Genomic DNA, 26,323 nt, shown 5'->3' with positions numbered 1-26,323 from the left:
TACTCCATGCAATGATTATTCGTGTAAATTTGGAACGTGATGCCGAACTTGTCCTTCACATTGCCGTATGCTGGGCTGAAGAACGTTTCTTGCAGAGGCATAATCACTTGACCGCCTTCTTGCAGGGCATTAAAAATCTTATGAGATTGTTCTTTATCATCGGTCGAGATGCAGATGGTCACTTGATCACCAGGCTGATGCGGTTGACCTGGAAAGGTATCGGAAAACATCATTTCAGTTTCACCGACGCGAATAGTAGCATGCCCGATACGATTCTTGGCTTCTGCAGGTAATGGGAACTCCGGATTTTCCGGCATTTCACCGAAGGTTTGCTTGAATAGCACTTCAGCACCTAGCGCACCCTCGTAAAAGCTGATCGCTTCACTTGCAGTACCGTCCAAAACGATGTAAGGAATCAAACGCAATGCCATGTGTCAACATCTCCCTTGGTTTTCATATGACCAACTTGTCAAATCCACTTACTATTATTGCCCATAATTTGATTGTAATACACAGAACGTATGTTTGCAATAGGGGGATTGATCAGGATGCTGAAGAACTTCGGCGAACCATGACTACGTAACAGACAATGGCGCCGATTGTAGAAAGCGCAATGATGATCCCCATCGGTACTGCGGTATGTTCGCCACTGATTCCCACAAGTGGCGCAACAATTCCGCCGCTAATGAAGGAAAGTAGCCCCTGGAGAGCAGATGCGCTTCCTGCCGCCTTGCTTTGATTTTGCATGGCAAGGGAAAAGCCTGTTGCGCCCACAATCCCTACACTGGATACGACAAAGAATAGGGGAGCGAGCACAGCTATAAGCCCAGCTTGTAGGAGAATCATTGCCAGAAGGAGGATTCCGCCGACTCCCGCAATGGTAATCCCGGCAATGAACAAGGAAGTTTCTTTCACTTTACCTGCCAGCTTCCCAGTGATTTGACTCGCGATAATAATGCCGACACCATTAATCGCGAAAATCAGACTAAACGTTTGTGGAGACACTTCAAATATTTTTTGAAACACAAAGGGCGAACCGGCGATGTAGGCAAACATAGCAGCAGTCACCAGCCCCTGCGCCATGGCATAACCCATGAAAACGCGATCCTTCAGCAAGGTACCAAAGGTCGCCAGTGTATTGCCGATTCCTGCCTTGGAGCGGCGATCTTGTGGCAATGTTTCTGGAAGAGCGAGCAGCACGACGAGAAACATGATAGCGCCAATCAGACCCAGTACGACAAACACGCCGTGCCAGGTCGTAAATTCCAGGATTTGTCCCCCTACGATAGGTGCCGCAATCGGAGCGATCCCGTTAATGAGCATCAAGAGAGCGAAAAACTTCGTCAGTTCTGTCCCTGCGTACAAATCGCGAACCGTAGCGCGGGCGATAACAATTCCAGCAGAACCAGCAAGACCTTGTACGAAGCGAAGTAAGACGAACGTATAAATAGAGGGAGCTACCGCACACAAAAAGGAAGAGACCGCATACAAAATGAGTCCAATAATCAAAGGGATTCTTCGACCACGTACGTCGCTGATCGGTCCTGCGAATAATTGACCGATGGACAGACCGAGCATGCATGCTGTCAAACTAAGCTGGGTCATGGAGGTGCTCGTCTGCAAATCATCGGCAAGCATAGGAAGTGCAGGTAAATACATATCTAAGGACAGTGGGCCAAAGGCAGAAAGCGATCCTAGAATCGCAGCCATCCACAGCCGTCGTGATTTGTTGCCAGTCAGAGAAGAGGGATCAAGTTCTTTTGCCATATGATTCACGATAAGTTGTCAAACCTTTCTCACTTGTTTTTCCAGGAAAAAAGCTCTCTACAGCTCAGAAGTGGGTTGCGTATTTTGCAAGTAATAAGCTTGAAGGTTGCTGTGCATGCGATCGAGCAAGCCACGCAATACATCCTTTTCTTCCTCTGAGAATCCGATGAAGCAGTTTTCCTCAATGACGCGTAATACTTCTTTGACATGCTTGGTAGCCATCCGACCTTTGTCGGTAAGATAAACGCGGGAGATACGTTGGTCCCGTTCGTCTTCTCTGCGCTCGACAAGTCCCGATTTGGCCATCCGATTAATCATGACGGTAAGCGTAGCGGGCTTTACCCCGATTTTTCGGGCCAATTCGCTTTGTATCATTCCATCCTTTTCAATCAAGCGCATCAAGAGAATGGGCTGGCCAGGATAGACGTCGTATTTTTGAATCAGAAATTCTACATTTTGCCGATGCATTTTCATTACATGCGATGCAGAATGGGTTAATGCGGTTGCATAACTGAACTCCACCAAAGTACCCCCAATGAATTAGTGTGCTAACGAATATTCTGTGAAAGACGCCCGTAAGTTCATGCCTTGTCCTATTATACAAAAAACGATTGGACTTCGTCATGAAAATGATTTGCATGTACGAGCTTTGGAAGGATACGCAGCATTCTTTGGAGAAGTAGTAATGTCTTTGAAAATCGAAAGAACAGGTTAGGTGAGATCAAGATGATCCTGAACGAAAAAATAAAAGCGGCTGTCGTGCATGTAACAGGAGTAAACGGGGAAGATCTCGGAATCATCTCCACAAAAGAAGCGCTACAACTGGCAAAAGACCAGGGAGTGGACCTCGTCTGTCTTTCTTTGGCTTCAAGTCCGCCGCCTTGTCAGTTAGTGAATCGAACGAACTATAAGGAACAGATTATCCAGGAAAACGCCAAAAACCGGAAAGCTGAAAAAGGCGTAAAAATAAAAGAAATTCGTCTAAGTGCCTACATTGAAGACCATGATTACGATACGAAAAAAAGACAGGCAGAACGAATTCTTTCATCCGGAGATGCCGTGCAGCTGACTGTAAAATTGGAAAAAAAGGAAAGTCAGGAAGCCAAGCGATTAATTGAGCAGCTCATCAAAGATCTGGCTCATTGCGGAAAACAGGATAAAGGGATTCAGGTAAGCGGCAAGCAGGTAGTTGCCAATCTATTGCCGCTCTAATCAAGAAAAGGAGTAAGCACATGCCTTTTACTTTTGCTCATCCGGCTATTGTACTACCGTTACGCAAATGCAAGTGGTTTTCGTTCTCTGCCCTTGTTTTTGGCAGTATGGCACCCGATTTTGAGTATTTTTTCCGGATGCAGCCATTCAGCGTGTACAGTCACACCATGCTCGGATTGTGGCTGGTTGATTTGCCCATCGCGATCCTATTAGCGCTTTTGTACGGGTACGTGGTCAAAAAGCCGATGCTTGCACGGTTGCCAGAGTGGATGGGGCGAGGGCTGGACTACACAAACAAGGGAAGCAGAATGCCAGCGTGGAGAACGGCAATTGTATTTGTATACTCCGCGATAATCGGCAGTTTGAGTCATATCGCATGGGACGCCTTCACGCATGACGGTGGTCGTATGGTTGACCACTTCTTGTTTTTGCAACAATCCATCTCGTTCGCTCATTATCACGTGCCTGTTTACAAGCTGCTACAGCACAGTAGTACCCTTTTCGGCGGCTTGGCCATAGTGTATGTGATTGGGCGAAGAGCGCGGAAAAACAGACAGAGAGTCATGAGACAGGTACCTGTCTTGGAAAAATGGTTGTTCTGGTTCGGAGTGGGGTTATTTGGAATCGTGACGGTCTTTTTACACGCATTTGTGGTAAAAGGAATTTCACCCCTCATCCATCCTTTGCAGCAAGTTGTCCCGTTTCTCTCGGGATCACTGCTTGGAATCGTGGTGCTTTGCTTCGCTTTGGACAGGCTCAGATTGAAAAAGTAGAATCCCTCATTATGAGGGATTTTATTGTCTTTAAATGGAAAAATCCTCAGACTTTAAATTCATTAAATCATCACGGGTTGGGTCAGGGATTTTGAGCAATCTAACCGCTTGCACACGTATTGCCTTTTCAATATTATTTCGTACATATCTTGCATTACTGAAATTTACTTGAAACGGATCACTCGTCACTGTTAGCAGTCTTCTTCTCAGTTTTTCACTTGCTTCAGCAGAGATTCTATACTCCTTGTTCTTTGCCATTACGTTCGCTATTTCCATCAACTCATCCACCTCATAATCAGCAAAGTTGATGTGGACGGGAAAACGTGAAGGCAGTCCCGGATTTAACTCAAGAAATGTATCGATTTCATCGTTGTACCCAGCAATGATACAGACGAAATCATTGCCGAAGTCCTCAAGGCATTTTGTAAGGCAATCTACAGCCTCTTTCCCAAAGTCTTTTTCGCCGCCACGAGCTAAAGAGTAGGCCTCATCGATAAACAGTATTCCTCCCATGGCTTTCTTAACAAGATCACGGGTCTTTTGTGCCGTGTGCCCAATAAATTCACCAACGAGGTCTGCACGTTCAACTTCAGTTAGATGGCCCTTAGTTAAAACACCCATCTCCTTGAAAATCTTTCCGAAAAGGCGTGCAATTGTTGTTTTCCCAGTACCGGGATTTCCTTTAAAAACCATATGAAAAACTTGCTTCTCAATTTTAAGCCCGTGTCTTTCCCTTGCTTTATTCATTTTGATGAGCGCATAAATTTCATAAATCGTTTTCTTGGCTTCATGTAAACCAATCAGGCTTTCTAATTCTTCAAAAACTGTTGTTAAATTTGAACTCGACGTGGTACGAACTATTTCAGGTAAAGTATTTAGCTGTTTAACACTTACTGGACGATTGAATACAACTTGAATTCGATTATTGCTACTTGAAGATTCGAGCACCTCAGTTTGAGGAATGGCTCCTGCTTGCTTCACATGTTTCACCTGCCTTGACCATCATACAGAAAGTATACTCAGGAACATCGGAAAACCTGCCAATTTTTATGCAAGAGATCGAATTGGAAAAGTCTCTGGGCGAAATGGGATGTGCTCATTTGGCACCTGATAAACAAGTGCCTTGGGAAACTACTTGATTGCATCAAGAAGATCGTCTTCATTAATGGAAGGAAGTGCTTCTGATTCAGAAATGCTTTCAAATTTTTTCCGGAAGTAATGGTGATGAAACAGGATATCAAGTTATTGGAGTGGATTGTAGGCGTGTGTTAGGAAGGAGGTAAATCCTATGAAGAAAATAATAGAATACTTGATGATATACTCGCTCTCTGGGACTTTCTTGTTTTTCGGAAAAGTATTTGTTTATATGCTAGGTGATGAACATGCATTTGGAGATTCTGCGCCTGTTTATTTTAGTTATTTTCTATTTTACATTGGGGCGCTCTCTATCATTTATCTTGGTGTCAAAAGGTTGGGGTTAAATAATCGAAGTAAGATAAATAAAGCACTGGATATCACCATATTTATTATCTATGACACTCTAGTATATTTGATTGCAAATACGTTTATCTTAAAATACGTTGTCTACTTTGTGTAGACATCTTGAGAAGTAGATATTATTCTGCAAATTAATGCACAAACGGGAGAAGTGAGTCATTTAACCAAAGAGGAAAGGTAAACGACCATTACTCCGTGATGAAGAGTGATGGTCGTTCTGTTTTCTCCAAGGAATCCCATTCGAAATTCCATAATATGATATAATCTTCCAAAATAAAGGGCTTTACCAAACATGCGGAGGATTAAGATGGAACAAAAGAAATATACGGACGTCATACGTTTCGGTCATCAAACGACAGAAGGTGTATTCAACGAAGGGGATTTCATTATCATTCAAGAAAAGCTTGACGGAGCAAATGCTAGTTTTCGATATGATGAAGAAACGAACAACATCCGGGCATTCTCTCGAAATATGGAATTGCATGAGGAAGAGAATCTGCATGGTTTTTTTCAATGGACACAACAGCTCCCAAAAGAGGAAATCCTGGCGGGCATGGTTTATTTCGGAGAGTGGTTGAATCCGCATAAAATTAAATATCCTCAGTATGAAAAGCAGTTCTTTTTATTTGATATGTACGATACCGTAGCCTGCGAATATGTGGATTTCGCTATCGTGGAAAGGGAGGCGCAGCGACTTGGCTTGCATCTTGTACCGGTCTTTTATCAGGGGGAATACCAAGGGGAAGAGCATCTCAAATCGTTTGTCGGCAAAACAGTGCTAGGTGGCAAGCTCCGGGATGAAGAAATGGGTGAGGGCATTGTCGTGAAAAATACCGATTACCGGGATCGCTTTGGGCGACAGTTATTTGTTAAGATCGTCACAGATATATTTAGTGAAGTCAAACGTCTAAAGCCACCGAAAGACCCGAATCAACCGAAGTCAGGAGAAGTGTTGTTCGTAGAGCAGTATGTAACGCGCGCGCGCGTGGAAAAGTTTCTTTACAAATTAATTGACGAAGGTGTACTGGAAGAGACCTTTGGCGTAAAAGACATGGGGGTTATCCTGAAAAATCTGAATCTCCGCATTCAAGAAGATCTCTTCAAGGAAGAGGTCGATTCCCTGCCTGATGGATACGATGAGAAGGAGCTCCGCAAAGCGATTAGCAAAGTGATTCCGCTTTTCGTCAAGGAGCTTTTCTCAGAGAAAGCGCCAGGTAACCCATGATACAAGTTGATTTCAGTTGGCATGCCCCGCTGTCGTAACGTTTTGGGCAAAATGTGGTATGATAATCAGGAAGGGGCGTGAATCGGTGAACGATCTGATCAAAACGCAAGAAACAGCCATACTGGTTGGTTGCTATTTAGATAACCGGGATGAAGAAAGAACTCGTCTTTCCATGGAAGAATTGCATGAGCTGGCCGATACTGCTGGTGTAGAAGTACTGGACGTCATCACGCAAAATCGGGACCGGGTTGATTCTGCCTGGTATTTGGGGACAGGAAAAATTGATGAAATCGCGCAGAGGGCTGAAGAGCTGGATGTAGACGTCATCATTTTCAACGATGAGTTGTCTCCGAGCCAGACTCGTAATTTGGATAAAGTATTTGATTGCAAAGTGATTGATCGCACGCAGCTCATTTTGGATATTTTCGCAGGACGTGCACAGTCGCGAGAAGGGAAAATTCAGGTAGAGCTGGCGCAGTACAATTACTTGCTGCCGCGGCTTGCCGGGCAAGGGAAGCAGCTTTCCCGTCTCGGAGGCGGTATCGGTACACGTGGTCCAGGTGAAACCAAGCTGGAAAGCGACCGTCGCCATATTCGTAAGCGGATCAGTGAGCTCAAACAGCAATTAGAGGATACCGTTCGGACGAGACAATTGCATCGGGAGCGTCGGAAGAAAAACAATGTGTTCCAGATTGCGTTAGTCGGCTATACGAACGCTGGGAAGTCGACGATCCTCAACAAGCTTACGAATGCAAACACATTGCAGGAAGACAAACTGTTTGCCACTTTGGACCCGACGACCAGGCAATTGGAGCTGCCGAGCGGACTGGATGTGCTATTGACGGATACGGTTGGTTTTATTCAAGACTTGCCAACGAGTCTAGTCGCTGCATTCCGTTCGACGCTGGAAGGTGTTAAGGAAGCAGACCTCATCCTGCATGTGGTGGATAGTCATCACCCTGATTTCCAAGTACACATGGAAGTTGTAGACAAGATTTTGCGCGAGCTAAAAGCAGAAGAAATTCCGCATTTAGTCGTTTTCAACAAGGCAGATATGCTTACAGAGGGTTCTTACTTGCCGCGTGCAGATGAATCGATTTTGATTTCTGCCATGCGGGAAGATGACCTGAAGCAACTGCTCACCCGGATTGAGTCATTTGCACTTCAATCTTTCAATGCGATGAAACTGCGCGTTCCCGTCGAACGTGGAGACATTCTCTCCCTTTTGCATCGGGATGGGGTAGAGATGGAACAAGAATTTAATGAAGAGGAAGCGGCCTACTTGATCACCGTCCGCGTGAACAAGGATAATCCGATATACGGCAGGATTGCTCCATTCCTCCTGGATAAACCAGAGACTGTTGAAGAGAGTTGGTAAGTAACAGATGTTTTCATATTTTTCCCATGGAGAAAAGCTTCGTCCTCTCGTACTTGAGGTGGAAGCGACAATCTCAGAGAGACACCGTCAAATTTCCGCTTTGGTGGATACGAATCAACTGAAAGTATTGCGTTCCTTCCAAAAGCATGAAGTCAATGAATTTCATTTTTCAACATCCACAGGCTATGGCTACGATGATTCTGGACGTGCAACGTTAGAATCGATTTACGCCGAAGTGTTTGGTGGAGAAGCCGCTTTGGTGCGCAATCATATCATCTCGGGTACGCATGCGATCGCGATTTCTTTGTTTGGTATTCTTCGTCCGGGCGACGATCTTCTCTATATTACGGGCAAACCGTACGATACGCTGGAAGAAGTAGTAGGTGTGCGCGGCGAAGGGCAGGGCTCACTCAAGGATTACGGCATCGGTTATAGCTACGTGCCTTTGACGCCAGAAGGTGAAATTGATTTTGTTGCAGTCGCACAAGCGATTACACCAAAGACGAAGGTTATCGGGATTCAACGTTCGCGAGGCTATGCAGATCGACCTTCTTTCACCATTGCGAAAATCCAAGAAATGATTCGGGTTGTAAAAGAAATCAAGCCTGATCTGATCGTATTTGTAGACAACTGCTACGGAGAGTTCACGGAGGAGCGAGAGCCATTGCACGTAGGTGCAGATATCATGGCAGGCTCTCTCATCAAAAACCCGGGTGGCGGCTTGGTCAAAACAGGCGGTTATATAGTAGGACGCGAGGATTTGGTTCAGCTTGCTTCGTATCGGATGGCAGCACCAGGAATTGGTGCAGAGGGCGGTGCATCGCTCTACTCGCTACTGGAGATGTACCAAGGCTTCTTCTTGGCTCCACACGTCGTGGGCGAAGCTTTAAAGGGAGCGGTATTCTCTTCAGCAATGCTGGAGCGTTTGGGCTTCAAAACGAATCCGCTGTGGCATGAGCCGCGAACCGACCTGATTCAATCCGTGGAATTCGGCAGTGCTGAACGATTGATCGCGTTTTGCCAAGGGATACAAAAAGCAGCACCAGTCGATTCCCACGTCACTCCGTATCCAAGCGAAATGCCTGGATACGCTGATCCTGTGATTATGGCAGCCGGTACGTTTATTCAAGGGGCCAGCATTGAGTTTTCGGCAGATGGTCCGATTCGTCCACCGTACTTGGGCTTCGTTCAAGGCGGTTTGACGTACTCGCACGTAAAAGTGGGAATTTTGACGGCGTTGAATGGGATGCTGGAAAAAGGCTTGCTCGAAATACCGGGTGAATAAGATAAAAACGCAAGGAATGGCGGCATTCTCTGGATGATGGAGGATGTCGTTTTTTTATGTAAGAAAACTGTACATAACTTTTCATGTAATATTATCTAACATCTATTGACAGAGATTTTGTTATCAAATAGAATAAGACTAAGAAATACGAAACAGGAGGGACAAGTCATGAGTGATGACCTTCGCCGGAATATGGCCCTCTTTCCCATTGGGATCGTCATGAAGCTGACGGATCTCACTGCGAGGCAAATCCGTTATTACGAACAAAACGACCTGATTCAGCCCGCCCGCACAGAAGGGAAGCAGAGGCTCTTTTCTTTCAACGACGTAGATCGCTTGTTGGAAATCAAGGCTCTGATTGAAAAAGGACTGAATATTGCAGGGATCAAGCAAGTCCTGCAAATGCAAGAACCTGCTATGGAACAAACAGAGATTACTACGACGTCCGAAGAGAAACGCAAGGACATGTCCGACAAAGAGCTGCATCAGCTCCTAAGGCAACAGATTATGTATCGCGATGCTACTCGCCATGGCGAGGGTGCATTGATACGTGGAGAGCTTTCCCGCTTCTTCCACTAGATAGAAAGCCGATATAGAGACTGGAGGAGAGAAATGTGAGCAAGTTTACAAGAGAAGACATCATGCGCATGGCCAAAGAAGAGGACGTAAGGTATATTCGACTGCAGTTTACCGATCTGATGGGGATCATTAAAAACGTAGAAATCCCGCTGTCCCAATTGCCAAAAGCACTCGATGGCAAAATGATGTTTGATGGTTCTTCCATCGAAGGCTTCGTTCGCATCGAGGAATCCGACATGTACCTGGTACCAGATCTGGATACATGGGTAGTATTCCCGTGGGGTAATGAGTTTGGCAAAATTGCACGTCTGATCTGTGATATCCACATGCCAGATGGTTCTCCATTCGAAGGAGACCCACGTTACATCCTGAAGCGTGCCTTGAAAGAAGCAGAAGAAATGGGCTTCACAGCATTCAACGTAGGTCCAGAGCCTGAGTTTTTCCTGTTCAAGCTGGATGCAAAAGGTGAGCCTACGCTGGATCTGAACGACCAAGGCGGATACTTCGACTTCGCTCCACTCGACTCTGGTGAAAACTGCCGTCGTGATATCGTTTTGACGCTGGAAAAAATGGGCTTTGAAGTGGAAGCATCTCACCACGAGGTAGCTCCAGGTCAACACGAAATCGACTTTAAGTATGCGAATGCACTCCAAGCAGCTGACCAAATCTTGACGTTCAAACTGGTTGTTAAAACCATCGCGCAAAAACATGGTCTGCATGCGACTTTCATGCCAAAACCGCTGTACGGTGTAGCGGGTTCCGGTATGCACGCGAACCAATCGCTGTTCCGTGGGAAAGAAAATGCTTTCTATGACGAGTCCGATGTAATGGGACTGAGCCAAACAGCGAAGCATTACCTGGCAGGTATTTTGCAGCATGCTCGCAGCTTTACTGCGATCACGAATCCGCTCGTAAACTCTTACAAGCGTTTGGTTCCTGGTTACGAGGCTCCTTGCTACGTAGCGTGGTCTGCGAAAAACCGCTCTCCATTGATCCGTATCCCTGCTTCCAGAGGCTTGAGCACGCGTATTGAAGTACGCAGCCCAGACCCTGCAACGAACCCTTACTTGGCGTTGGCAGTTATGCTGAAAGCTGGTTTGGACGGAATCAAAAACAAGCTTACACCACCAGCTGCTATTGATCGCAATATCTACGTGATGACCGAGCAAGACCGCGAAGCAAACGGAATCGAGAACTTGCCTGCTACTTTGAAGGAAGCAATCGAGTGCCTGAAAGCAGATCCGGTGATTTGCGAAGCATTGGGCGAGCATGCATTGGTACACTTTATTGAAGCGAAAGAAATTGAGTGGGATATGTTTAGAACACGCGTTCACGACTGGGAGCGCGAGCAATACATGACTGCTTATTAATAAGCGAAACCCCTTGTGCCTGTAGGTGCGAGGGGTTTTTCTATTTGGTGGGTGCGAGTGTAAAAGTCGCTTCACCCACAAACGCACCCACAAATCACCCACAAAGTCTTATTAATGCTAATCGTATATTTTTTAAAGTCTATGTCTGGCCACTGTAAAGCAGCTGCTTCACCTTTTCGCATACCAGTTTCAATTAACACTTTGAAGAATATCCAGTAGATGTAATCATATTGAAGGGTTGCCTGTAAAAAACGAAGTATGTCACTTGATTCTATGAACTTAATTCCATCATTTTTTGACTGACCTTTGATTGTAACTCCTAAGCATGGATTTTTCTCAATTTTAGCTAATGTGACTGCTTTCTCCATAGCATTAAACATTGTGGTATGGACGATCTTGATGGATCGTTTACTATAGTTTTTATCAGTAAGTTGATTTAAAAATTTTTGATACATTATTGGCTTTACGTCTCGAAGCATGATGTTATCAAAATAGGGAAGAATGTGTTTCTGAATATTCCTTTGGTGCAGTAGATAAGTGTTTTTACGGATAGTTTCTTTTTTGTACTCATCCAGCCAAATCTGAAGAAAGCTCTTTAGTGGTATGTCACTCTGTTCATGAAACTCTAGCAATTTTTGTCTTCATCTTCAGCTGCTGCAAGTTGTGCTTCCTTTTTTCTGTGAAAATCCATTCGTTGAATAATTGCCAAGTAAGGAACGGAGTTTTTAGCTAAGTCACGAAGTAACCAAAAATGGCAATATAATGCCCGAGACATCGAATTTTTAGATGCCTGTATAGTCACCTATAAAAATGGACATAATAAATAAGTTCAAGAGGCAGTTGTTCTATCTATGTACGATTCCTTGTTAGACAACAAGTGGTACATAATCGTTAATAGCTTATGGGCAAGGGCAACAAGTGCCTTTTTCTTGCCTCGTCTAGATGCCAATTTCCAATACCTTGCAGACATATACGTGTTGCGCGTTCGAGATGCTGCCCATGCAGTTTCACAAAGGGCAGATTTTATGTGTGGATTCCCCTTCGGGGTGCGAACGGCTTTTTTTACCCACACTTTCATGATTGCCTGGACAAACACCAGCCCATGAAGCTAAATGGGCAGCAGTTGGGAATTGACTCATATCAGGCCCCATTTCAGCAAGTAGAGTCGCTGCCGTTAGTTTTTCAACTCCAGGTACGGATTGAAGAAGCTGTACTTCTTCCTTGTAAGGCTCCAAATATTTGTCGATTTCTTGGTCAAGAGACCGAATCGTTTTCTCCAAAAACACGATGTGGTTCCACGATTGACGGATCAAGAAGATTTGGTGATGAGTTATCGTACCAAATAACGAGTCCGAAATGTCTTTAACTTTGCTTTTGACTTTTCCTTTCACACAATTCAAGATTTCATATTCATCAACAAACCCTTGTTCTAATAGACGAGTCAACAGATTCCGACCAGACACTCCGAAGATATCGGTCTTACAACCGGGAACATTCTTAATCCGTTGTGCATTTGCCAAGGTAATATCGAAATACCCTTCAAGAATGTTATATACAGGTTTCCAATATACTCCTGTACTCTCCATAACAATATGCGTGACGCCATTTTCTTCGAGCCACTTCAACATTTCAAATAGGTTACGGGTCATGGTCGAAAAGGTGCGAGTTTCAAAGTTGGGGTATTTCATCTTCTTTGCCAATTAGGACGCTAACGACAATGTTCTTTTGATGAACATCCAAACCTGCACAATGAGTTAGGATTATGTCCATACCGATAGACTCCTCTTCATTTATAATCCAAGGGTGAATGGATCAGTTGAAGAAAAGAATTTTTCTGTTCGTGATCAAAGCCGAGTAATACTAGCCATGTCAACAGTGGGGTGTGCTCAAAGCTGTTCCATACAGTTTTATTTACAGGGTCAAGCTACCATAAAAAGCCACGTATTCGTTCACCCAAGGTTATTCACCAGTTTGGGAAAAAACGAAAAGAGCCAAACCCATTTTCATGCTAGGGTGTAGCTCGAAGAGACATTTTGAACAACATTATGATCTATCGACAAACCTCTTCATAAACCAGCTTGAACGAGGTAGCGCCATTTTGGTTACCGTATATCATTTCAAAACATTTTTTGCATATAGCCCTATCGAGTCACGTTTAGAAAAGGAAAGAGACCTGGGTCCATAGGTGGTTCCTACATTAGGCCAGCCCCGTAATCGGGCTACAGACTGATGATAAGTAAATATTGGTTTGTTACATTTTATGGGTAAGGAATTTAGCCTGAGGGAGAGTAAGCATGTGAAAACTGTATGGCGAATCAGTATTTATCTCATCGTTTTTGTTGTCGTAGTAGGAGGTGCAGGCACACTCGGGTTCGTCAATACAATGAATGAGGTAATGTCGGTTTACGATAAAGCCGCACCTGCATTGACGAATGTGCAGGTACCGAAATATGACGCAAACAAACCGACAGTGGCAGTGTTACTGGCGAATGAATCAACAGAAGTGTTCGATTTTCTCGTCCCATACGAGATGTTTGCGATGACGGAAGCTTACAATGTATACGGCGTTGCACCCGATCGTGCAATAAAATCACTAACCGGCGGACTCGATGTCGTTCCGCATTATTCGTTTGACGAAATGGATGCGATGCTCGGCAAAAGCCCGGACATTATCGTCATACCGTTTATGCCGATTCTTGATGAGAAAAAATATACGCCTGTCCGCGAATGGATTCAGAAGCACGCAAGCGACAAGACTTTATTGCTTTCCATTTGCAATGGGGCAGAAAACCTGGCTGATACTGGCTTACTTAACGGCAAATCTGCCGCGACGCACTGGGGAGACATCGACCGACTCATTAAACAATATCCGAAAGTCCAGTGGGTGAAAGATCTGCGCTACGTCCCACAAGGCAATATCATATCTTCTGCGGGTCTGACATCGGGAATTGACGCTACACTATATGTCATCTCACAGCAGTTGGGTGAGGAGGCGGCGGAGAAAGTAGCGGTAGAGATGAACTATCCATCTTACGATTACGTGAAAAAACCGCAAATGGAACCGTTCACTGCCGGGCTCAGCGATATAACGTTCATACTTAACAATGCTTATCAATGGAACAAAGTAAAAGCGGGCGTTCTGCTGTATAACGGCGTTGATGAACTAGATTTGTCCGCCGCCTTCGATACGTACGCTGCTTCTGGCACGACTTCGACGTTGACTGTTTCCGGTGCAAACGAACCGATCGTAACGAAGCATGGCCTGAACTTAGTCGCGCGCTATCAGATAAAAAACGTGCCGAAACTAGCGAAAATGATTGTCGTCGGTGCCGATGCCGAATCAGCCGCCGCCAAAGACATCAACCAATGGAACGAAAGCGGCAACAGCGCGGAACTACTGTACTTACATCGCGAAGCAATGGATCGGTTTGCAATGGATCCTGCATTCGAGGATTTGGCCAAGCAGGAGGATATTGGGACGGCGAAATTTGCTGCAAAGCGGCTCGAATATCGCGCCACCGATCATCTGAAGCTAGAAGGTAGAACCTTCTCTTTGGAAGCGTTTGGCGTACCAATTTTGCTCGGCATCCTATCCTTGATCGTTGCTTTTTTCATCGATCAGCGCTTCTTCCGCAGGAAAAAAGATATAAGCCCATCAAGGTAGTGACATTCTATCCGACTTGAAGGTGGCCGATCAGGGGTGCTGGCTGAAAGAATAGACTGTTTTCTAGGCCTCTCCATCTTTCCGATGAAAAAATGATTTATACTGGTGTTGTTGATCTAGTGATTTCTTAACCATAACTGCTCGTTAGTTGGATAACTTGCCGTCAGATTTTTGCATGGAGCAACAACCATTTCAACTAATGCGGAAGCCCTCCCTTGGACAATCTGGGAGGGCTTTTTTATTTGAACAACTTCTTAATTAGCGAGAAAATATCAAACGATGTTCGCTGGTAAACCTTGTTGTGTACATACTTCTTCGGATTTCTCAACCATCCCCATCCCCGAGGCATTTTCACTAATGCCCGATGGACGACTTGGCGTTTCAGACTGGTCCGTGCTGATATCCTCTTTTTTAGGCTTGGTTTCCTCATCCCGAATTTCATCCGTGATCGCCGTCCCCTTTTTTCCACATTGTACCACTCGTCCGTGTGTTACAAAATAAGTAATTGCACGTTCGCACATTGTTCGTATTTGATGAGAACAAACGCTTGTAAAAGGATGATTAACATGGAGACAATCCAAACGGTAATTGATGGCAAACTCCAAGCTGTTCCGGTTTTAACCCCAAAGCACCTAAAAGCAATACGCAAAATCCATACTGGGGCAAGTCCTGGATGCGCCCCTGACATTCTCCGAGATTTGATAGAGGCTGGATTGGTGGAGGAGACATCGAATGACCCTACTGTATGAACATCACTATGAGGAAGTCTTTGTTCCGTTACCCGAGGTTGACCCAGATTCCTTGGCAGAAATGAACGTGATCATTTACGACTCTGTACGTAAAGACTATGCGGTCAACATAAGTTGGCACGAGAACTGTATCCGTCGAGAATGGGGAGTGGTCAAGGATATCGACCGAATCGAGAACAAGATCAAGCTTGTTCGAGTCGATGGTGTATAGTGGGTGCCCTTGGAAAAAATGCTGCAGGTAGAGCGGGTGTAGCGACAATGATTCAACCTGACCAATGGCGAGAAATCCTGCATGAAACGGTCCTATACGGTATGCTTTTAAGGCGCCACAGAGTCTAAATCAAGATCAACTTAAATTGTGGTACCGCCCGATGTTCGACACGGTATCGATGTGGGCGGAGCGGAAACACCATGAATACCGGAGTCAGTTTGGGAGGATTGGCGGAAAAATTCATGTTCAGAAGACAACCGACGGCTTTTTTTACTTGGTTCTTGTTACGGTTAAAGGTCGTCGAGAAGAATGTATTTACAATGTGGTACATTTAAAAGCTGAATGTCAGGCGCGGCTTAATAATTTTCTATACGACGCCAAGCAGCGGGCGAAGTAATTACCAGCGCATGTCTCTTACGGTATTGATACAATTATAATGGTGATGCTATATGGAATTTATATACCCGATGTTACTAGAGCAAGGTGATAAACCATTTCAGACGGACGATACGTCTTCGAGCCAAAGATCGACGGCCATCGCTTGATTTTATCCAGAAGAAATGGCGAGACGCGACTTTATACAAGGCACAACAACGATGTAACAGCGAAGTACCCCGAACTCATAACAGATGGCCCTGACATGATACTGGACGGAGAACTCGCGGTGATGGACCCGGATACTGGCATTCCGGACTTCGAGTTGACAATGAAGAGATTCCAGTCAAAGCGATCGCGGCTGCCGATATCTTACGTCGTGTTCGATATCCTGCGTTATGACGACACCGACTTGCGCGGGTTTACTCTAATGGAGCGCAAAGCTGTCCTGGACCGGGCAATAACCGATACCCCGACCATGAGTAAAATAGCGTACATTGACGGCCGAGGCGAGGACATATGGGACGCAATTGTTGCCAGAGATATGGAGGGTATAGTCGCCAAGCTCAAGGATGGGAGATACCATGCAGATAAGCGGACGGATGACTTCTTAAAGATAATCTACTATAGCTATGTTGACATTCATATTGCTGGATGGCGTAAAATGGTTGGCACATTACAACGGTCGACCAGCAGGTGTGATCGAACTTGGTGTCCCACCTACTCACAAGCAGGCGTTTTACGGGGTGGCGAAACAGTTAATAACTGGAGAGGATCGCGATTTCGTTTACGTCCAGCCGCAAGTAAAAGCACGTGTCAAAATGCGGAATTGGACGAAGAGCGGCATGTTGCGATCACCAGTATTTGTTGATTTCATTCTGACTGCTTAGAGCTGGTATACCAAGCTGCCATTCGGCTATGATTGTACTAAGAGGTGATAGTATGTGCGGACGTTTTACGCTGGTGACAAATTTGGAGCTGTGGAATGCAAGGTTTCAAATCGAGGTTATACCTTTTGATATGCAGCCACGATACAATATCGCACCAGGCCAATTAATCCCTGCTATTATTTCCGATCAAGGTAAGCGGCGGATTGGTCAGCTAAAATGGGGATTAGTTCCGTCTTGGGCGCAGGATGAGAAGAGCGGGTATAAGATGGTAAATGCTCGAGCTGAGACGCTCACTGTAAATCCAGCCTTTCGCCGGCTGTTTGAGAGAAAACGGTGCATTGTACCAGCAGATGGATTTTATGAGTGGCAGCAGCGTGAGTCAGGCAAACAACCGATGCGAATCATGATGAAAAATGGAGAGCCTTTTTCGTTTGCGGGCTTGTTTGATACCTGGATGAATCTAGCAGGCGAGAAGTTGCATACCTGTACGATCATCACAACACGCCCAAACGAGATTGTAGGGCCAATTCATGACCGGATGCCTGTGATACTGAGACAAGAAGACGAGGGAATATGGTTAGATCGTGAGAAGTTCGATGCTGACTTGTTACAATCGTTGCTAACACCATATGATCACGAAAAGATGAAAGCCTACCCTGTTCCAGCAATGGTTGGCAGTCCGAAAAACGACATGCCAGAATGTATCGAAGAGATTGCTAATCTATAAAAAAGGGGCACCCTCCTGGTTTATAGGAGGTGCCTCGCCGTGTTACTTGGTATATTCCAAAACTTCAAAGGACTGAATCTTACTGAAAGCTACATAATCTTTTCTAGAAGCAAATGGCCCCTTATTAAAGTTCTTATCGAACATATATGTTTCTTTGCCACGTCCGTCTGCACGGCCATTATACCAGTCAATGAAGTCTTGTACCTCGGATGAGGTTAATTCAAATTCTTTCTCGAGGCCACTGATCATTTTAATAACAAGAAGTGCGTTATCACCAGTTGGCTCTGGTTTTGGATCGGGATTTGGTTCTGGGTTAGGATCGGGATTCGTGGTTCCTATTTTCTCCATCATTTCAAATTCTTCAATAACTGTAAATGAAGAAAAGCCATTGTTAGCTGTTATATTAATACGGTATTGTCTGTAGAAGTTGTCATTGTTAAATGTGTAATCTCTTTTGAAATTTGTTGCCCAGCCTGTCTGATCAGTTTGTGTATCTAATACGATCCAGTCTTGACCATCAAATGCTTCAAATGTCCAATCCTTGGGGCTTTCACCTTTATAAGCATCCCGTGATTTAACAGTGTATTTGGAAATTTTCTTTGGTTCTGGAAATTCATATTGTAACCAGCCTTTAATAGTACCGCCAGCTGTAGCCCATCCATAAGTATCATCTTTATCATCAAATGCCCGGTATGCTTTATGCTTCGTACTCCATTCAGTGCTTGCATTTGCTAGCCCACTTGGACTATCGTTACTTGTCATCGCAGGAATTAAATCTCCACTGTACTCATCTTCAGCAAAACCGAAGTTTTGACTAAAAAATAAAATAGAAATGATAAGTACCAAACTAAAAAAAACCTTACTACTCGTCTTTACAAAATTCATAAAAACCTCCTTGATCTGTTAAAAATGGATGATAGATGAAATCACCATTGAAATATATTACAATTGGTTGAATTGAGCAAAACAGTAAAAGGTATAAATTCAAATCAAAGGAATACTCAGAGAAATGTTCATAAGGCGTTCAAAAAATAGCTAACCCGTCCCTGTTTTGAGGAGACGGTTTTTTGCTGTGAAGTGTCTATTCGTATCCGGAATTTGCGGGTACACGAAACAAATACTAAACAAAGACAAAAGCCCTCCAAAATTGGAGGGCCAATTCAGCATAATATAGGGCTTTTCAACATGCATAATGCACCCACAAATCACCCACAAAATCATGAAATGATTTGATTTCATTTCATTTGAAATATCAGCAGGTGGAACTGTTGATTTTATGCGGTTTTCATGGAGTTTTGAAACCGATTGAAAACGAAGAACATGTTCCGCACACGCGTTCACGATTGGGAGCGCGAGCAATACATGACTGCTTATTAATAAGCGAAACCCCTTGTGCCTGTAGGTGCGAGGGGTTTTTCTATATGGTGGGCAAATTTGATTTTTTAAGAGGTTTAACATTTTTGCTCACTGTTTTTTTCTGACTACACTGCTGTTGGTAGGAAAGTGGGGTTGATTGAACAGACGAAGGATGTTCGTGTTAATGGCAAAGCCCTAAACGAAAAGCTCATTTTGGGATCGGCATATGCTTCTGCTCATGAGTTGGCTGCTGCACTTTGTCTACAGATTGAGTTGGAGGGTAATACAAAGCCAGTAATATTGAGAGGTTGAGTTTCATGGATAAAAAAACAGGAAGAAACAGGGACTTTTAATGATCATTGGGGGAGCTCTTGCTAGGGTACTCATTACTGCCAGATGAACAGTCTAGGCGATACAGCGGGCTTTTGAATTATTACTTGCAGCATTCTTAAGGGACAGCTCTCCCCCGTTTATTGGAAGGAGGGCTGTTATTTATTTATAGGGTACAGACGAGATTATACGCATAGCAATTTTCAGGTGAATGTAAGCTGAAAGTTCCTACTCTAAAGCACTACCGGTAAGTATAGGTGGGGGCTTCCAATCTCGATATAGACATGCACGTAATTGCTATTCCTGTTCTTATGGCGGACCTCCAACACCCCTTCTCGAGGAGCTCTCTTATTTTAATTAGTTCCCATTTACTTTTGATATTTTCCATTTAAAAGCTGCAGATATAAAATACAAGATTGAGAAAACAAAAAATAAAGTAAACATATCTCCTGTCAACAATAGGTAAAGACTTAGAGGTAAGGAGATCACAAAAGAAATAATGATAAGAGGTTGTTTTAGGAACGAGGTAATTAAACCAAATACCGCGGGAAGTAACAAACAAAGTGCGGTAAATACAGAGACAGTTGGTTTGTCGTAAAGCAAAATGTACCAAAGATTAATTGTTCCTACAGAAGCAAGCAAACCACATATTAGCGATAGACTAAACATAGAAATAGATTTCACATTGCTCCCCCTCTTTTCGGAAAATGTAAATACTCCTTCTCTTTTCCAACATATATATTACTATAATGTAAAAAATAGCGAATAGGGGGAGGGAATCAAAAGTGGATAGTAGTTCCAGTAATCTTATCACTTTCTTTTTAAGCGTATTTACTGCTCTTGGTTAAGAGAACAAAGTCATGAAATTGGATGCTGAATCAGGCAGTGAAATCATCTTAAAAAAAGTAGAGTATCGTGAAAACGGAGATGGAGAAGGTCAAGCCACTATTAAAATTGATACAGAAGATGGAACGTACATAACCAAACCATTAGATTACAAGCCAAGTGAAGCGGATAACTCAAAAATTACACAAACCGCTTAGGCTGCGTATTATAACAACGATTTTGGTAATGACGACCTCCGAACAGATGTAAAACACAACATGACAATGATCCCCGTTAATAAGGACATTGGTAGTGGTCAGTTTGATTATAAAGTAACAATGGATAAGTTCGGAGAATCTTCTGCATTACTTCAACCTTATGTGACAACGAATTAAAAAGTTCTTTTAAAATAGGACAAGACTGGCTGTCGATATAGTTATTATGTAAAGTAATGCTCGAATCCTCAAATTCGGGCGTTTTTCACTATTATGAGCAATTAGCGTTTAGAGAGGTACAGCCAGAAAACAGTTTTAGTGGTTCCAGGAGGAACTTCTAAAGCATATAAGACCTCTTGGTGGGAGCATGTCAACTTTTTGAAGCGAATACTTATATTATATGTTGTATTATTATACATTTATGATGGAGCTGATCTTAACGGACTTACCCTAATGGAACAAAAAGCTGCCCTGGACTAGGCAATAACGGATACCCCAACCATGAGCAAAATCGCGTACATTGACGGTCATTGACGGTCGAGGCGAGGAATGATGGGACGTAATTGTTGCCAGAGATATGGAGGGCATAGCCGCAAAGGACAAGGATGGACGATATTATTTGGATAAGCGGACAGACGATTTCATCAAGATCATCAAATATACGCATGTCGACGTCCATATTGCCGGATGGCGTAAGGGTGACTTCGGATAGTTGGCACATTATAACCGTCTACCTGCTAGTGTTATAGAACTCGGCGTGCCACCTACTCACAAACAGGCGTTTTATGGAGTGGCTAAGCAGTTGATCACTGAAGAGGATCGGGACCATGGCTACATTCAGCCACAGATGAAAGCAAGGGTTAAATTTCGGAACTGGACAAGAGCGGCATGCTAAGATTGCCAGTATTCGTAGTCTTTATCCTGACCGCATAAGAACCCGCCCTGTTGAATGAGGCGGGTTGTTCTATTAATTCTTTTCATTTTTTCCATGCTCATAAGCTGCTCTAATAATGCCCATGATCTTGTCAACCGTACTTTGTTCGTATCTAGCCAACCACGCGATCGTACTAAGCTCGTCTTTTGTTAAATCACGACCGATACAATCCCGAATACCTTGTACAAACGGTCTGTATTGCTTAACTTGCCATTCTTCCATTACCAAACCTTCTGAACGGAATGAAGATACAAGATCAAGTCTAAGCTCAATGCATTCCACACGCCCACGTTTGTTAACCCCTTTATATTGCAAATCCATGTCCAAGTACTCTCCTTAAAGATAAAAAGTATTTCAAGTTTTATTATTGAATGGCCCTTTATCAGTCACGCTGGGGCTTTTCTACATGTATTGCCCACCCACAAACGCACCCACAAACTACTCACCAATCTACTGCATATGGTCTTCAAATTTTCTCATGTTGTCGTGTAAGTATGTGGTGATCCATAAAAACAAAAAAGCTCCCTCATCGGAAGCTGGTAGGGATTCATACACCACATGATTTGATAAATAGGGTGAGCGAATGGGGTGGGAAATCCCGTTATGGTTCACAGTACGAGTAGCACCATTGGAGGTTGTCTTACGAATCGATGTGTAGAGGAGGAGCGAGGCAAAGTAATACATTCTACAAGCGGCTTCAAACTACCTTTACAATCTAGTGCCTTATCTTACATCGTTATCCTTTGCAATAGGATAGGTTCCACTATTTTCAGACGAATTGGTTAGCGATTCAAAACCATTGAGGATACTCTTCATCTGTTTTATGTCCTCGCTTAGTTCATTTGGGGAGTTTACATGTTTTTTAATATTTGAAGCAAGACCCTCCATTTGGTCAGCAAGCCTGTGAACCAATCCAACATCGAATTGAGTCATTCTAATTCACTCCTTCCTCTGTTTTTAAATTCATTGCTTACAATGCCAGTGTGAGAAAGAAAATCCCCGAAGCAATGTAATGGAGGGTAAAGCGACCGAAGAAGTTTACAGGCAGACTTAATCCGATATCCGATCGAACCAACGGATTCAGTATGGTTTGTATGGCGGCATATGTCCCAAAATTTAATCTTTTTTCCATTCCTTCTCTGCACGAATAAACCTCCTATTTGCCGTCTTGCGAAAGCTTCCTGCATGAAAACCCCAGTCAATTTTGACAAATAAAGTGAGTGAGTGGTAGATTCTAGTTATACTAATTCTTTAATTTGGGTGGGCTTATGAGAAAAAAATTACAAATATACATATCGTCTACTTATTACGATCTTATTGAAGAAAGACATACCGCTGTTGAAGCTGTACTTCAAGCCGGTCATATCCCTGCTGGAATCGAGCAATTTTTCAAGGAAAGTCCAATGAAAATGAGGAAGAGATGGATCGACGAGTCCGATGTATATATCCTGATTCTCGGAGGATTTTATGGTTTAACACTTCCTGATGAATCCAAGAGCTATACGCAATGGGAATATGAGTATGCCGGAGAAGCGGGCAAACCTAGATTTGCTTTTGTTGTCACAGATGAAGCATTAAGACAAAAGCCATACGACTTCGCAGCAATTGAATATTATCAGAAATTTCAAGAGTTTAAGCAATCGGTCATGGAACAAATTCCTATCTACTATGTTGAAGATGTACGGCACATTAAAATGGTACTTCGTGATCAATTGCCAGAGTATGCAGCAAGAGACGGTTTGTATGGCTGGTTTTCCGGCAAGGATGTCCCGGACGTTCAAAAGCTGTTGGAAGAGAATGCAAGATTAAAGGCGGAGTTGGAGAAAAAGAAATGAAAGACCGCATGTACCCCCACCATCCCCTCAGAAAACTTAAACCCAACAAATGGACATCCTTTAGCACATTATAAAAGCAGGTATCATTCTGAAAAAAGGTGATTGCTGTGACTGGAATGGCTATAAAAAAAATATGTAAAAACTTCTCTATTTTTACTGTTGTACTGGTTGTTATATTGGGCTTTATTTCGCTTTACCGTGTTGGATACGTAGACTACAATGATAGTTTTATTGTATGGTTAACCTCATCACTTGCATATCTATGTGTATTAGTTTTATTCGAATTAAGAAATAAAACAGGCAAGAATACCTCTGGTGATTAGGGGGAACTTGCAACCGAAAAGACTTACGAGCTGTCCATTCCGTCGGCACTCCACGTTTCTCCAATCATTTAGAAATACGAAATGAAGACAAGAGCCCTCCAAAGTTGAAGGGCTCTAAGCAGCATTATATCGGGCATTTTTACATGGATAGCCCACTCGCAATTCACAATGTTGATTTTATGCGGTTTTCATGGAGTTTTGAAACCGATTGAAAACGAAGAACCTGTTCCACACACGCGTTCAAGACTGGGAGCCCCAGCAACTAATAAGCGAAAGCCCTTGTACCTGTGGGTGAGAGTGGTTTTTTATTTGGTGGGCAATTTTGATTTTTTCAGGAGTTTAACATTTTTGCCCACTATTTTCTGAGTACATATTTTCCTTGTTGCTTTCAAACTTGTCCATGATATCTATCTCAATTTTCTTTGAGAAGTGGGCATACACATCAGCGCTTCATTTTTCTCACGCTCTTTTTCTTCCGGATATACCAGCCGCGTTTATGAAAGGAAATGGACCTGTATTTCTGAGCCAGTCTGATGGTTCGTTTGCGAGTAAGTGATGCTGGTTTTGAAGATAAGCTTTTGTTAAGGGAACTTCTTACAACCAGATGACCGGGGTAGTGAGCTTTCACGAAGTTACCATAAGTTTCGAACTCGGAGAAGCCAGCATAACTCTGCTTGTTGGTCTTCTTGATAATCGCCCAGTACCATCTAGTCTTATGCCTAGCTTCAATTTTTGACTTCAGTCGGGAGAGCTTCGATTTGTCGAACAGCATATAGTGGGCAACGAAAGAGCGCGAAGCGGTTGGTTTAGCCCCCATTAATTTCCTATAGGTGCGAAAATACTCGGGACGACTCCAGTTACGGCAGTAAAAAACGGTTTTCCCATTGACGAGAAAGACATGAGGTCGGATGAGAATGGTGTCGGCGTCAATCACAAGATAATACCTTTGCTTGGTCAAGTTTCCTCCCGCCAGCTTCAACAATTGCTGGAGCAACCAACCTGAGCGATTGGTGCGTTTGGTCTGGTAGTGAATGTCTTTTTTTGTAATTGGAAGGACGCGTCTTTCATTGATGAAGGTGCAGTTTTTACGCCGGCAAAGGGCTTGAATTCGTTTGCTTGGTGGCGATACAACCATGATCTTACCGACAGGATGCTTCACTTGCTTACGGATGCTGTCAATGACATAGGGAAGAGTGCCGAGGTCTTTCTCAATAGCGGGGATCAGGACATCAATTTTAATAGAGCTGTTGAAGGTGCTATTCGCTGAATGTGTCAACTTCTCAACTCCTTTTCGCTAGGCAGTTTCAAGCACAGGTGCCTGAGCAGGTTGGCCAAAGTGTCCGACTTTCCAGATAGGATATGATTTTCTCCCTTAGGGTGAATAAGACAGATATGGAAATCCTACAAATTGTGTATTTGTCTGCCTTCTTGAGTCATTGAGAAACTCTCCTCACTCACTTTTGTCTTGTCGAAATCGTTGACCTTCAACAATGGCAGCTCGATCCGACTCTGATCATACTGACTGGGTAAATGCGTTTACTTACTTTGAAGGTAGACCGGTATAGATGGAGCTGGCAGAAAAACAGGAGGGCTGTGATGGCCGCGACGAAATCAGACGAAATGGGCAAAAGGCGTCTGGAGGAGATAGATTGAAAGTCGATAGGAATGGTCTTTGACCATGAAAGCCGTATACAAATTCATATCGGGGATGGATTCATTCACATTTTAACATTCGTTGTACAAAGTAAAATAGCCGTTCGATTTGAACGGCATTTCGGGTGAGTAGTTACGGTTTAGGTAGTGTATCTATAGTTGCTGTACCACAGTTTACTAGGACTGCCGGATGATTTCACCATTGCGGTTATTAATAGATCGTTTTCAACAGATCTTGCTTCGGCGTAAGTGTTATCCTCAAGGTTGTATTGCATCACCTCGATAGTATGTAACAAAACGGTAATTGAATAAAGCCCCCAATTGGAGGCTTACTCAAATTATCTGGGATTAATATGGTGTACAATGGTGTTCAAGGGGTTTTTTTCCACCGCCACCCCAACTGCCGCCACCGCCGCCACTGCTACTACAATTCGGTTTACTGTATGCAAAAGCAGCCGTAGAGACTGACATTACCATAACGACTGCTAGGGCAAAAGCAAAAAGCTTTTTCATAAGTATCACCTCCTTTACAGAAAGTTCTAATAATAATAACGTAACTTAATTTCAAATTTTTGTAAAATATTGATCTATCAACCATTTTGATTCGTGCCTATTAGGAAGCACAGGGCTATTGAATGACAGATTGAACATAACGAAACTAAGGTGCAATTTTGATGGTCTAAGGCCGTCAAAAAGACGTCCAAATTAGGACGTCTCTCTGTATATCTATATACCGTATACATGTTGATCACAAAGTTTGACTGGGCGTTTCCGCTAGATCAAACATAATTTTGTCCTGATTAGCAGTCCCGTCTGCTATGATGTTGAAAAGTCTCCACTCGACCGCCAGTGTTGGCCTTGTAATGGCACTTTTGATGATGTCGCACTTGAAACAAGTTGCATGTTAGTCATTCTTATAATTTAAGGTGATTTTTGACTGGCTTCGTAGACCTTATTTTTACATCATAATGAATCTAAGGGAAATGTATCTAGGGGCTTGATCGTCAACTGCGAGAGGGCTTTTTTATTTGCATGATCCACTTCTGTTCGTATGTAAAGCAAATGAACATTCCTGTTAATCGTGATTCCAATAAAAAACATGGGTGAGGAAGAAATCCTTCGTAGCGAGAAATCGTAAAAAATACCCCAT

29 protein-coding genes and 2 pseudogenes are annotated in these 26,323 nt (G+C 43.5%); 18 read left to right on the top strand and 13 right to left on the bottom strand.

The genetic code is table 11. The features are described from left to right. From ODZ53_RS06705 to ODZ53_RS06695, 3 genes are all read right to left on the bottom strand, one after another. The coding region (locus ODZ53_RS06705) for a VOC family protein (RefSeq protein ID WP_064202666.1) at positions 1-431 on the bottom strand (431 nt) is incomplete at its 3' end. Positions 432-543: 112 nt separating this feature from the next. Beyond that, positions 544-1,776: a multidrug effflux MFS transporter gene (locus ODZ53_RS06700; protein WP_372676392.1), complete on the bottom strand. Its 1,233-nt coding sequence runs from the start codon at positions 1,774-1,776 to the stop codon at positions 544-546. A gap of 48 nt (positions 1,777-1,824) precedes the next feature. After that, a complete protein-coding gene (locus ODZ53_RS06695; RefSeq protein WP_015891650.1) occupies positions 1,825-2,292 on the bottom strand; it encodes a MarR family winged helix-turn-helix transcriptional regulator in 468 nt (155 codons plus the stop codon). A gap of 201 nt (positions 2,293-2,493) precedes the next feature. On the opposite strand from ODZ53_RS06695, the gene infC reads away from it, so the two are divergent. Together infC and ODZ53_RS06685 are read left to right on the top strand one after the other, a co-directional pair. Continuing rightward, complete coding sequence (infC, locus tag ODZ53_RS06690; RefSeq protein ID WP_372676391.1) at positions 2,494-2,979, top strand: translation initiation factor IF-3; 486 nt, start codon at positions 2,494-2,496, stop codon at positions 2,977-2,979. 20 nt (positions 2,980-2,999) lie between these two features. Continuing rightward, on the top strand, positions 3,000-3,752 hold the full coding sequence (locus ODZ53_RS06685; RefSeq protein WP_372676390.1) for a DUF4184 family protein: 753 nt from the start codon (positions 3,000-3,002) through the stop codon (positions 3,750-3,752). A 30-nt stretch (positions 3,753-3,782) separates the two neighbouring features. Here the strand turns inward: ODZ53_RS06685 and ODZ53_RS06680 are convergent, their stop codons facing one another. Beyond that, on the bottom strand, positions 3,783-4,733 hold the full coding sequence (locus ODZ53_RS06680; protein ID WP_041749481.1) for an AAA family ATPase: 951 nt from the start codon (positions 4,731-4,733) through the stop codon (positions 3,783-3,785). Positions 4,734-5,040: 307 nt separating this feature from the next. Between ODZ53_RS06680 and ODZ53_RS06675 the strand changes: the two genes are divergently transcribed. From ODZ53_RS06675 to glnA, 6 genes are all read left to right on the top strand, one after another. After that, positions 5,041-5,349 (top strand): hypothetical protein, encoded by a 309-nt coding sequence (locus ODZ53_RS06675; RefSeq protein WP_372676389.1) that lies wholly within the window; start codon positions 5,041-5,043, stop codon positions 5,347-5,349. Positions 5,350-5,556: 207 nt separating this feature from the next. Further along, positions 5,557-6,474 carry an RNA ligase family protein gene (locus ODZ53_RS06670; RefSeq protein WP_372676388.1) on the top strand — a complete coding sequence of 306 codons (918 nt, stop codon included), beginning with the start codon at positions 5,557-5,559 and terminating at the stop codon, positions 6,472-6,474. Between the two features lie 85 nt (positions 6,475-6,559). After that, entirely contained in the window at positions 6,560-7,852 is a 1,293-nt protein-coding gene (hflX, locus tag ODZ53_RS06665; RefSeq protein WP_015891643.1) for a GTPase HflX, read from the top strand. A gap of 7 nt (positions 7,853-7,859) precedes the next feature. After that, on the top strand, positions 7,860-9,137 hold the full coding sequence (locus ODZ53_RS06660) for a methionine gamma-lyase family protein (RefSeq protein ID WP_372676387.1): 1,278 nt from the start codon (positions 7,860-7,862) through the stop codon (positions 9,135-9,137). Between the two features lie 168 nt (positions 9,138-9,305). Further along, entirely contained in the window at positions 9,306-9,716 is a 411-nt protein-coding gene (locus ODZ53_RS06655; RefSeq protein ID WP_015891641.1) for a MerR family transcriptional regulator, read from the top strand. Positions 9,717-9,751: 35 nt separating this feature from the next. Beyond that, positions 9,752-11,086, top strand: coding sequence for a type I glutamate--ammonia ligase (gene glnA, locus ODZ53_RS06650; RefSeq protein ID WP_015891640.1), 1,335 nt, complete (start codon positions 9,752-9,754; stop codon positions 11,084-11,086). A gap of 71 nt (positions 11,087-11,157) precedes the next feature. Here glnA and ODZ53_RS06645 read toward each other — a convergent pair whose 3' ends face one another. Continuing rightward, positions 11,158-11,718, bottom strand: coding sequence for a tyrosine-type recombinase/integrase (locus ODZ53_RS06645; RefSeq protein ID WP_372676386.1), 561 nt, complete (start codon positions 11,716-11,718; stop codon positions 11,158-11,160). 197 nt (positions 11,719-11,915) lie between these two features. After that, a pseudogene (locus ODZ53_RS06640) lies at positions 11,916-12,856 on the bottom strand (IS110 family RNA-guided transposase). 526 nt (positions 12,857-13,382) lie between these two features. On the opposite strand from ODZ53_RS06640, the gene ODZ53_RS06635 reads away from it, so the two are divergent. After that, complete coding sequence (locus ODZ53_RS06635) at positions 13,383-14,750, top strand: DJ-1/PfpI family protein (RefSeq protein WP_372676385.1); 1,368 nt, start codon at positions 13,383-13,385, stop codon at positions 14,748-14,750. Positions 14,751-14,988: 238 nt separating this feature from the next. On the opposite strand, the gene ODZ53_RS06630 is transcribed toward ODZ53_RS06635, so the two are convergent. Beyond that, a complete protein-coding gene (locus ODZ53_RS06630; protein ID WP_372676384.1) occupies positions 14,989-15,192 on the bottom strand; it encodes a hypothetical protein in 204 nt (67 codons plus the stop codon). A 124-nt stretch (positions 15,193-15,316) separates the two neighbouring features. Here ODZ53_RS06630 and ODZ53_RS06625 point away from each other — a divergent pair, with 124 nt between their 5' ends. The 6 genes and pseudogenes from ODZ53_RS06625 (at position 15,317) to ODZ53_RS06605 (ending at position 17,702) form a co-directional block, all read left to right on the top strand. Then, a complete protein-coding gene (locus tag ODZ53_RS06625) occupies positions 15,317-15,499 on the top strand; it encodes a hypothetical protein (protein ID WP_372676383.1) in 183 nt (60 codons plus the stop codon). Next, positions 15,483-15,710 (top strand): YolD-like family protein, encoded by a 228-nt coding sequence (locus ODZ53_RS06620; protein ID WP_372676382.1) that lies wholly within the window; start codon positions 15,483-15,485, stop codon positions 15,708-15,710. Before ODZ53_RS06625 ends, ODZ53_RS06620 begins: the two co-directional genes overlap by 17 nt. Before the next feature lie 145 nt (positions 15,711-15,855). Beyond that, positions 15,856-16,107 (top strand): YhjD family protein, encoded by a 252-nt coding sequence (locus ODZ53_RS29410; RefSeq protein ID WP_483862214.1) that lies wholly within the window; start codon positions 15,856-15,858, stop codon positions 16,105-16,107. Positions 16,108-16,251: 144 nt separating this feature from the next. Continuing rightward, positions 16,252-16,644, top strand: a pseudogene (locus ODZ53_RS06615) (ATP-dependent DNA ligase); the annotation flags it as partial. Between the two features lie 73 nt (positions 16,645-16,717). Continuing rightward, a complete protein-coding gene (locus ODZ53_RS06610; RefSeq protein ID WP_372676415.1) occupies positions 16,718-16,975 on the top strand; it encodes a hypothetical protein in 258 nt (85 codons plus the stop codon). Between the two features lie 52 nt (positions 16,976-17,027). Further along, positions 17,028-17,702 (top strand): SOS response-associated peptidase, encoded by a 675-nt coding sequence (locus ODZ53_RS06605; protein WP_372676381.1) that lies wholly within the window; start codon positions 17,028-17,030, stop codon positions 17,700-17,702. A gap of 42 nt (positions 17,703-17,744) precedes the next feature. Here ODZ53_RS06605 and ODZ53_RS06600 read toward each other — a convergent pair whose 3' ends face one another. Continuing rightward, complete coding sequence (locus ODZ53_RS06600) at positions 17,745-18,587, bottom strand: discoidin domain-containing protein (RefSeq protein WP_372676380.1); 843 nt, start codon at positions 18,585-18,587, stop codon at positions 17,745-17,747. A gap of 1,661 nt (positions 18,588-20,248) precedes the next feature. Here ODZ53_RS06600 and ODZ53_RS06595 point away from each other — a divergent pair. Together ODZ53_RS06595 and ODZ53_RS06590 are read left to right on the top strand one after the other, a co-directional pair. Beyond that, positions 20,249-20,431, top strand: coding sequence for a hypothetical protein (locus tag ODZ53_RS06595; protein ID WP_372676379.1), 183 nt, complete (start codon positions 20,249-20,251; stop codon positions 20,429-20,431). Between the two features lie 709 nt (positions 20,432-21,140). Further along, positions 21,141-21,323 carry a hypothetical protein gene (locus tag ODZ53_RS06590; protein ID WP_372676378.1) on the top strand — a complete coding sequence of 61 codons (183 nt, stop codon included), beginning with the start codon at positions 21,141-21,143 and terminating at the stop codon, positions 21,321-21,323. A gap of 72 nt (positions 21,324-21,395) precedes the next feature. On the opposite strand, the gene ODZ53_RS06585 is transcribed toward ODZ53_RS06590, so the two are convergent. From ODZ53_RS06585 to ODZ53_RS06575, 3 genes are all read right to left on the bottom strand, one after another. Further along, on the bottom strand, positions 21,396-21,683 hold the full coding sequence (locus ODZ53_RS06585; RefSeq protein ID WP_372676377.1) for a hypothetical protein: 288 nt from the start codon (positions 21,681-21,683) through the stop codon (positions 21,396-21,398). Positions 21,684-22,085: 402 nt separating this feature from the next. Continuing rightward, positions 22,086-22,295 carry a hypothetical protein gene (locus ODZ53_RS06580; RefSeq protein WP_372676376.1) on the bottom strand — a complete coding sequence of 70 codons (210 nt, stop codon included), beginning with the start codon at positions 22,293-22,295 and terminating at the stop codon, positions 22,086-22,088. Between the two features lie 37 nt (positions 22,296-22,332). Then, entirely contained in the window at positions 22,333-22,494 is a 162-nt protein-coding gene (locus ODZ53_RS06575; protein ID WP_372676375.1) for a hypothetical protein, read from the bottom strand. Positions 22,495-22,630: 136 nt separating this feature from the next. On the opposite strand from ODZ53_RS06575, the gene ODZ53_RS06570 reads away from it, so the two are divergent. Further along, positions 22,631-23,197, top strand: a complete 567-nt coding sequence (locus ODZ53_RS06570) for a DUF4062 domain-containing protein (RefSeq protein WP_372676374.1) — start codon at positions 22,631-22,633, stop codon at positions 23,195-23,197. Between the two features lie 765 nt (positions 23,198-23,962). On the opposite strand, the gene ODZ53_RS06565 is transcribed toward ODZ53_RS06570, so the two are convergent. Together ODZ53_RS06565 and ODZ53_RS06560 are read right to left on the bottom strand one after the other, a co-directional pair. Next, positions 23,963-24,796: a DUF6492 family protein gene (locus ODZ53_RS06565; protein ID WP_372676373.1), complete on the bottom strand. Its 834-nt coding sequence runs from the start codon at positions 24,794-24,796 to the stop codon at positions 23,963-23,965. Positions 24,797-25,521: 725 nt separating this feature from the next. Then, a complete protein-coding gene (locus tag ODZ53_RS06560) occupies positions 25,522-25,686 on the bottom strand; it encodes a hypothetical protein (protein ID WP_016743420.1) in 165 nt (54 codons plus the stop codon). Positions 25,687-26,323 lie beyond the last annotated feature (637 nt).

Origin of the sequence: Brevibacillus sp. BD137 (assembly GCF_041644655.1) — a bacterium.
GTDB classification, from domain to species: domain Bacteria; phylum Bacillota; class Bacilli; order Brevibacillales; family Brevibacillaceae; genus Brevibacillus; species Brevibacillus brevis_D.
Note: the sequence above shows the minus strand (reverse complement) of the source record. Positions and strands in the feature narration are given on the sequence as shown.

Excerpts from the sequence above, each read along its gene's own strand:
- infC (WP_372676391.1), top strand. The coding sequence starts at position 2,494 with ATGATCCTGAACGAAAAAATAAAAGCGGCTGTCGTGCATGTAACAGGA.
- ODZ53_RS06685 (WP_372676390.1), top strand. The coding sequence starts at position 3,000 with ATGCCTTTTACTTTTGCTCATCCGGCTATTGTACTACCGTTACGCAAA.
- ODZ53_RS06675 (WP_372676389.1), top strand. The coding sequence starts at position 5,041 with ATGAAGAAAATAATAGAATACTTGATGATATACTCGCTCTCTGGGACT.
- ODZ53_RS06670 (WP_372676388.1), top strand. The coding sequence starts at position 5,557 with ATGGAACAAAAGAAATATACGGACGTCATACGTTTCGGTCATCAAACG.
- ODZ53_RS06660 (WP_372676387.1), top strand. The coding sequence starts at position 7,860 with ATGTTTTCATATTTTTCCCATGGAGAAAAGCTTCGTCCTCTCGTACTT.
- ODZ53_RS06655 (WP_015891641.1), top strand. The coding sequence starts at position 9,306 with ATGAGTGATGACCTTCGCCGGAATATGGCCCTCTTTCCCATTGGGATC.
- ODZ53_RS06630 (WP_372676384.1), bottom strand. The coding sequence starts at position 15,192 with ATGAAATTCGGGATGAGGAAACCAAGCCTAAAAAAGAGGATATCAGCA.
- ODZ53_RS06625 (WP_372676383.1), top strand. The coding sequence starts at position 15,317 with ATGGAGACAATCCAAACGGTAATTGATGGCAAACTCCAAGCTGTTCCG.
- ODZ53_RS06620 (WP_372676382.1), top strand. The coding sequence starts at position 15,483 with ATGACCCTACTGTATGAACATCACTATGAGGAAGTCTTTGTTCCGTTA.
- ODZ53_RS06610 (WP_372676415.1), top strand. The coding sequence starts at position 16,718 with ATGTTGACATTCATATTGCTGGATGGCGTAAAATGGTTGGCACATTAC.
- ODZ53_RS06605 (WP_372676381.1), top strand. The coding sequence starts at position 17,028 with ATGTGCGGACGTTTTACGCTGGTGACAAATTTGGAGCTGTGGAATGCA.
- ODZ53_RS06600 (WP_372676380.1), bottom strand. The coding sequence starts at position 18,587 with ATGAATTTTGTAAAGACGAGTAGTAAGGTTTTTTTTAGTTTGGTACTT.
- ODZ53_RS06595 (WP_372676379.1), top strand. The coding sequence starts at position 20,249 with ATGAAATTGGATGCTGAATCAGGCAGTGAAATCATCTTAAAAAAAGTA.
- ODZ53_RS06585 (WP_372676377.1), bottom strand. The coding sequence starts at position 21,683 with ATGGATTTGCAATATAAAGGGGTTAACAAACGTGGGCGTGTGGAATGC.
- ODZ53_RS06580 (WP_372676376.1), bottom strand. The coding sequence starts at position 22,295 with ATGACTCAATTCGATGTTGGATTGGTTCACAGGCTTGCTGACCAAATG.
- ODZ53_RS06575 (WP_372676375.1), bottom strand. The coding sequence starts at position 22,494 with ATGGAAAAAAGATTAAATTTTGGGACATATGCCGCCATACAAACCATA.
- ODZ53_RS06570 (WP_372676374.1), top strand. The coding sequence starts at position 22,631 with ATGAGAAAAAAATTACAAATATACATATCGTCTACTTATTACGATCTT.
- ODZ53_RS06560 (WP_016743420.1), bottom strand. The coding sequence starts at position 25,686 with ATGAAAAAGCTTTTTGCTTTTGCCCTAGCAGTCGTTATGGTAATGTCA.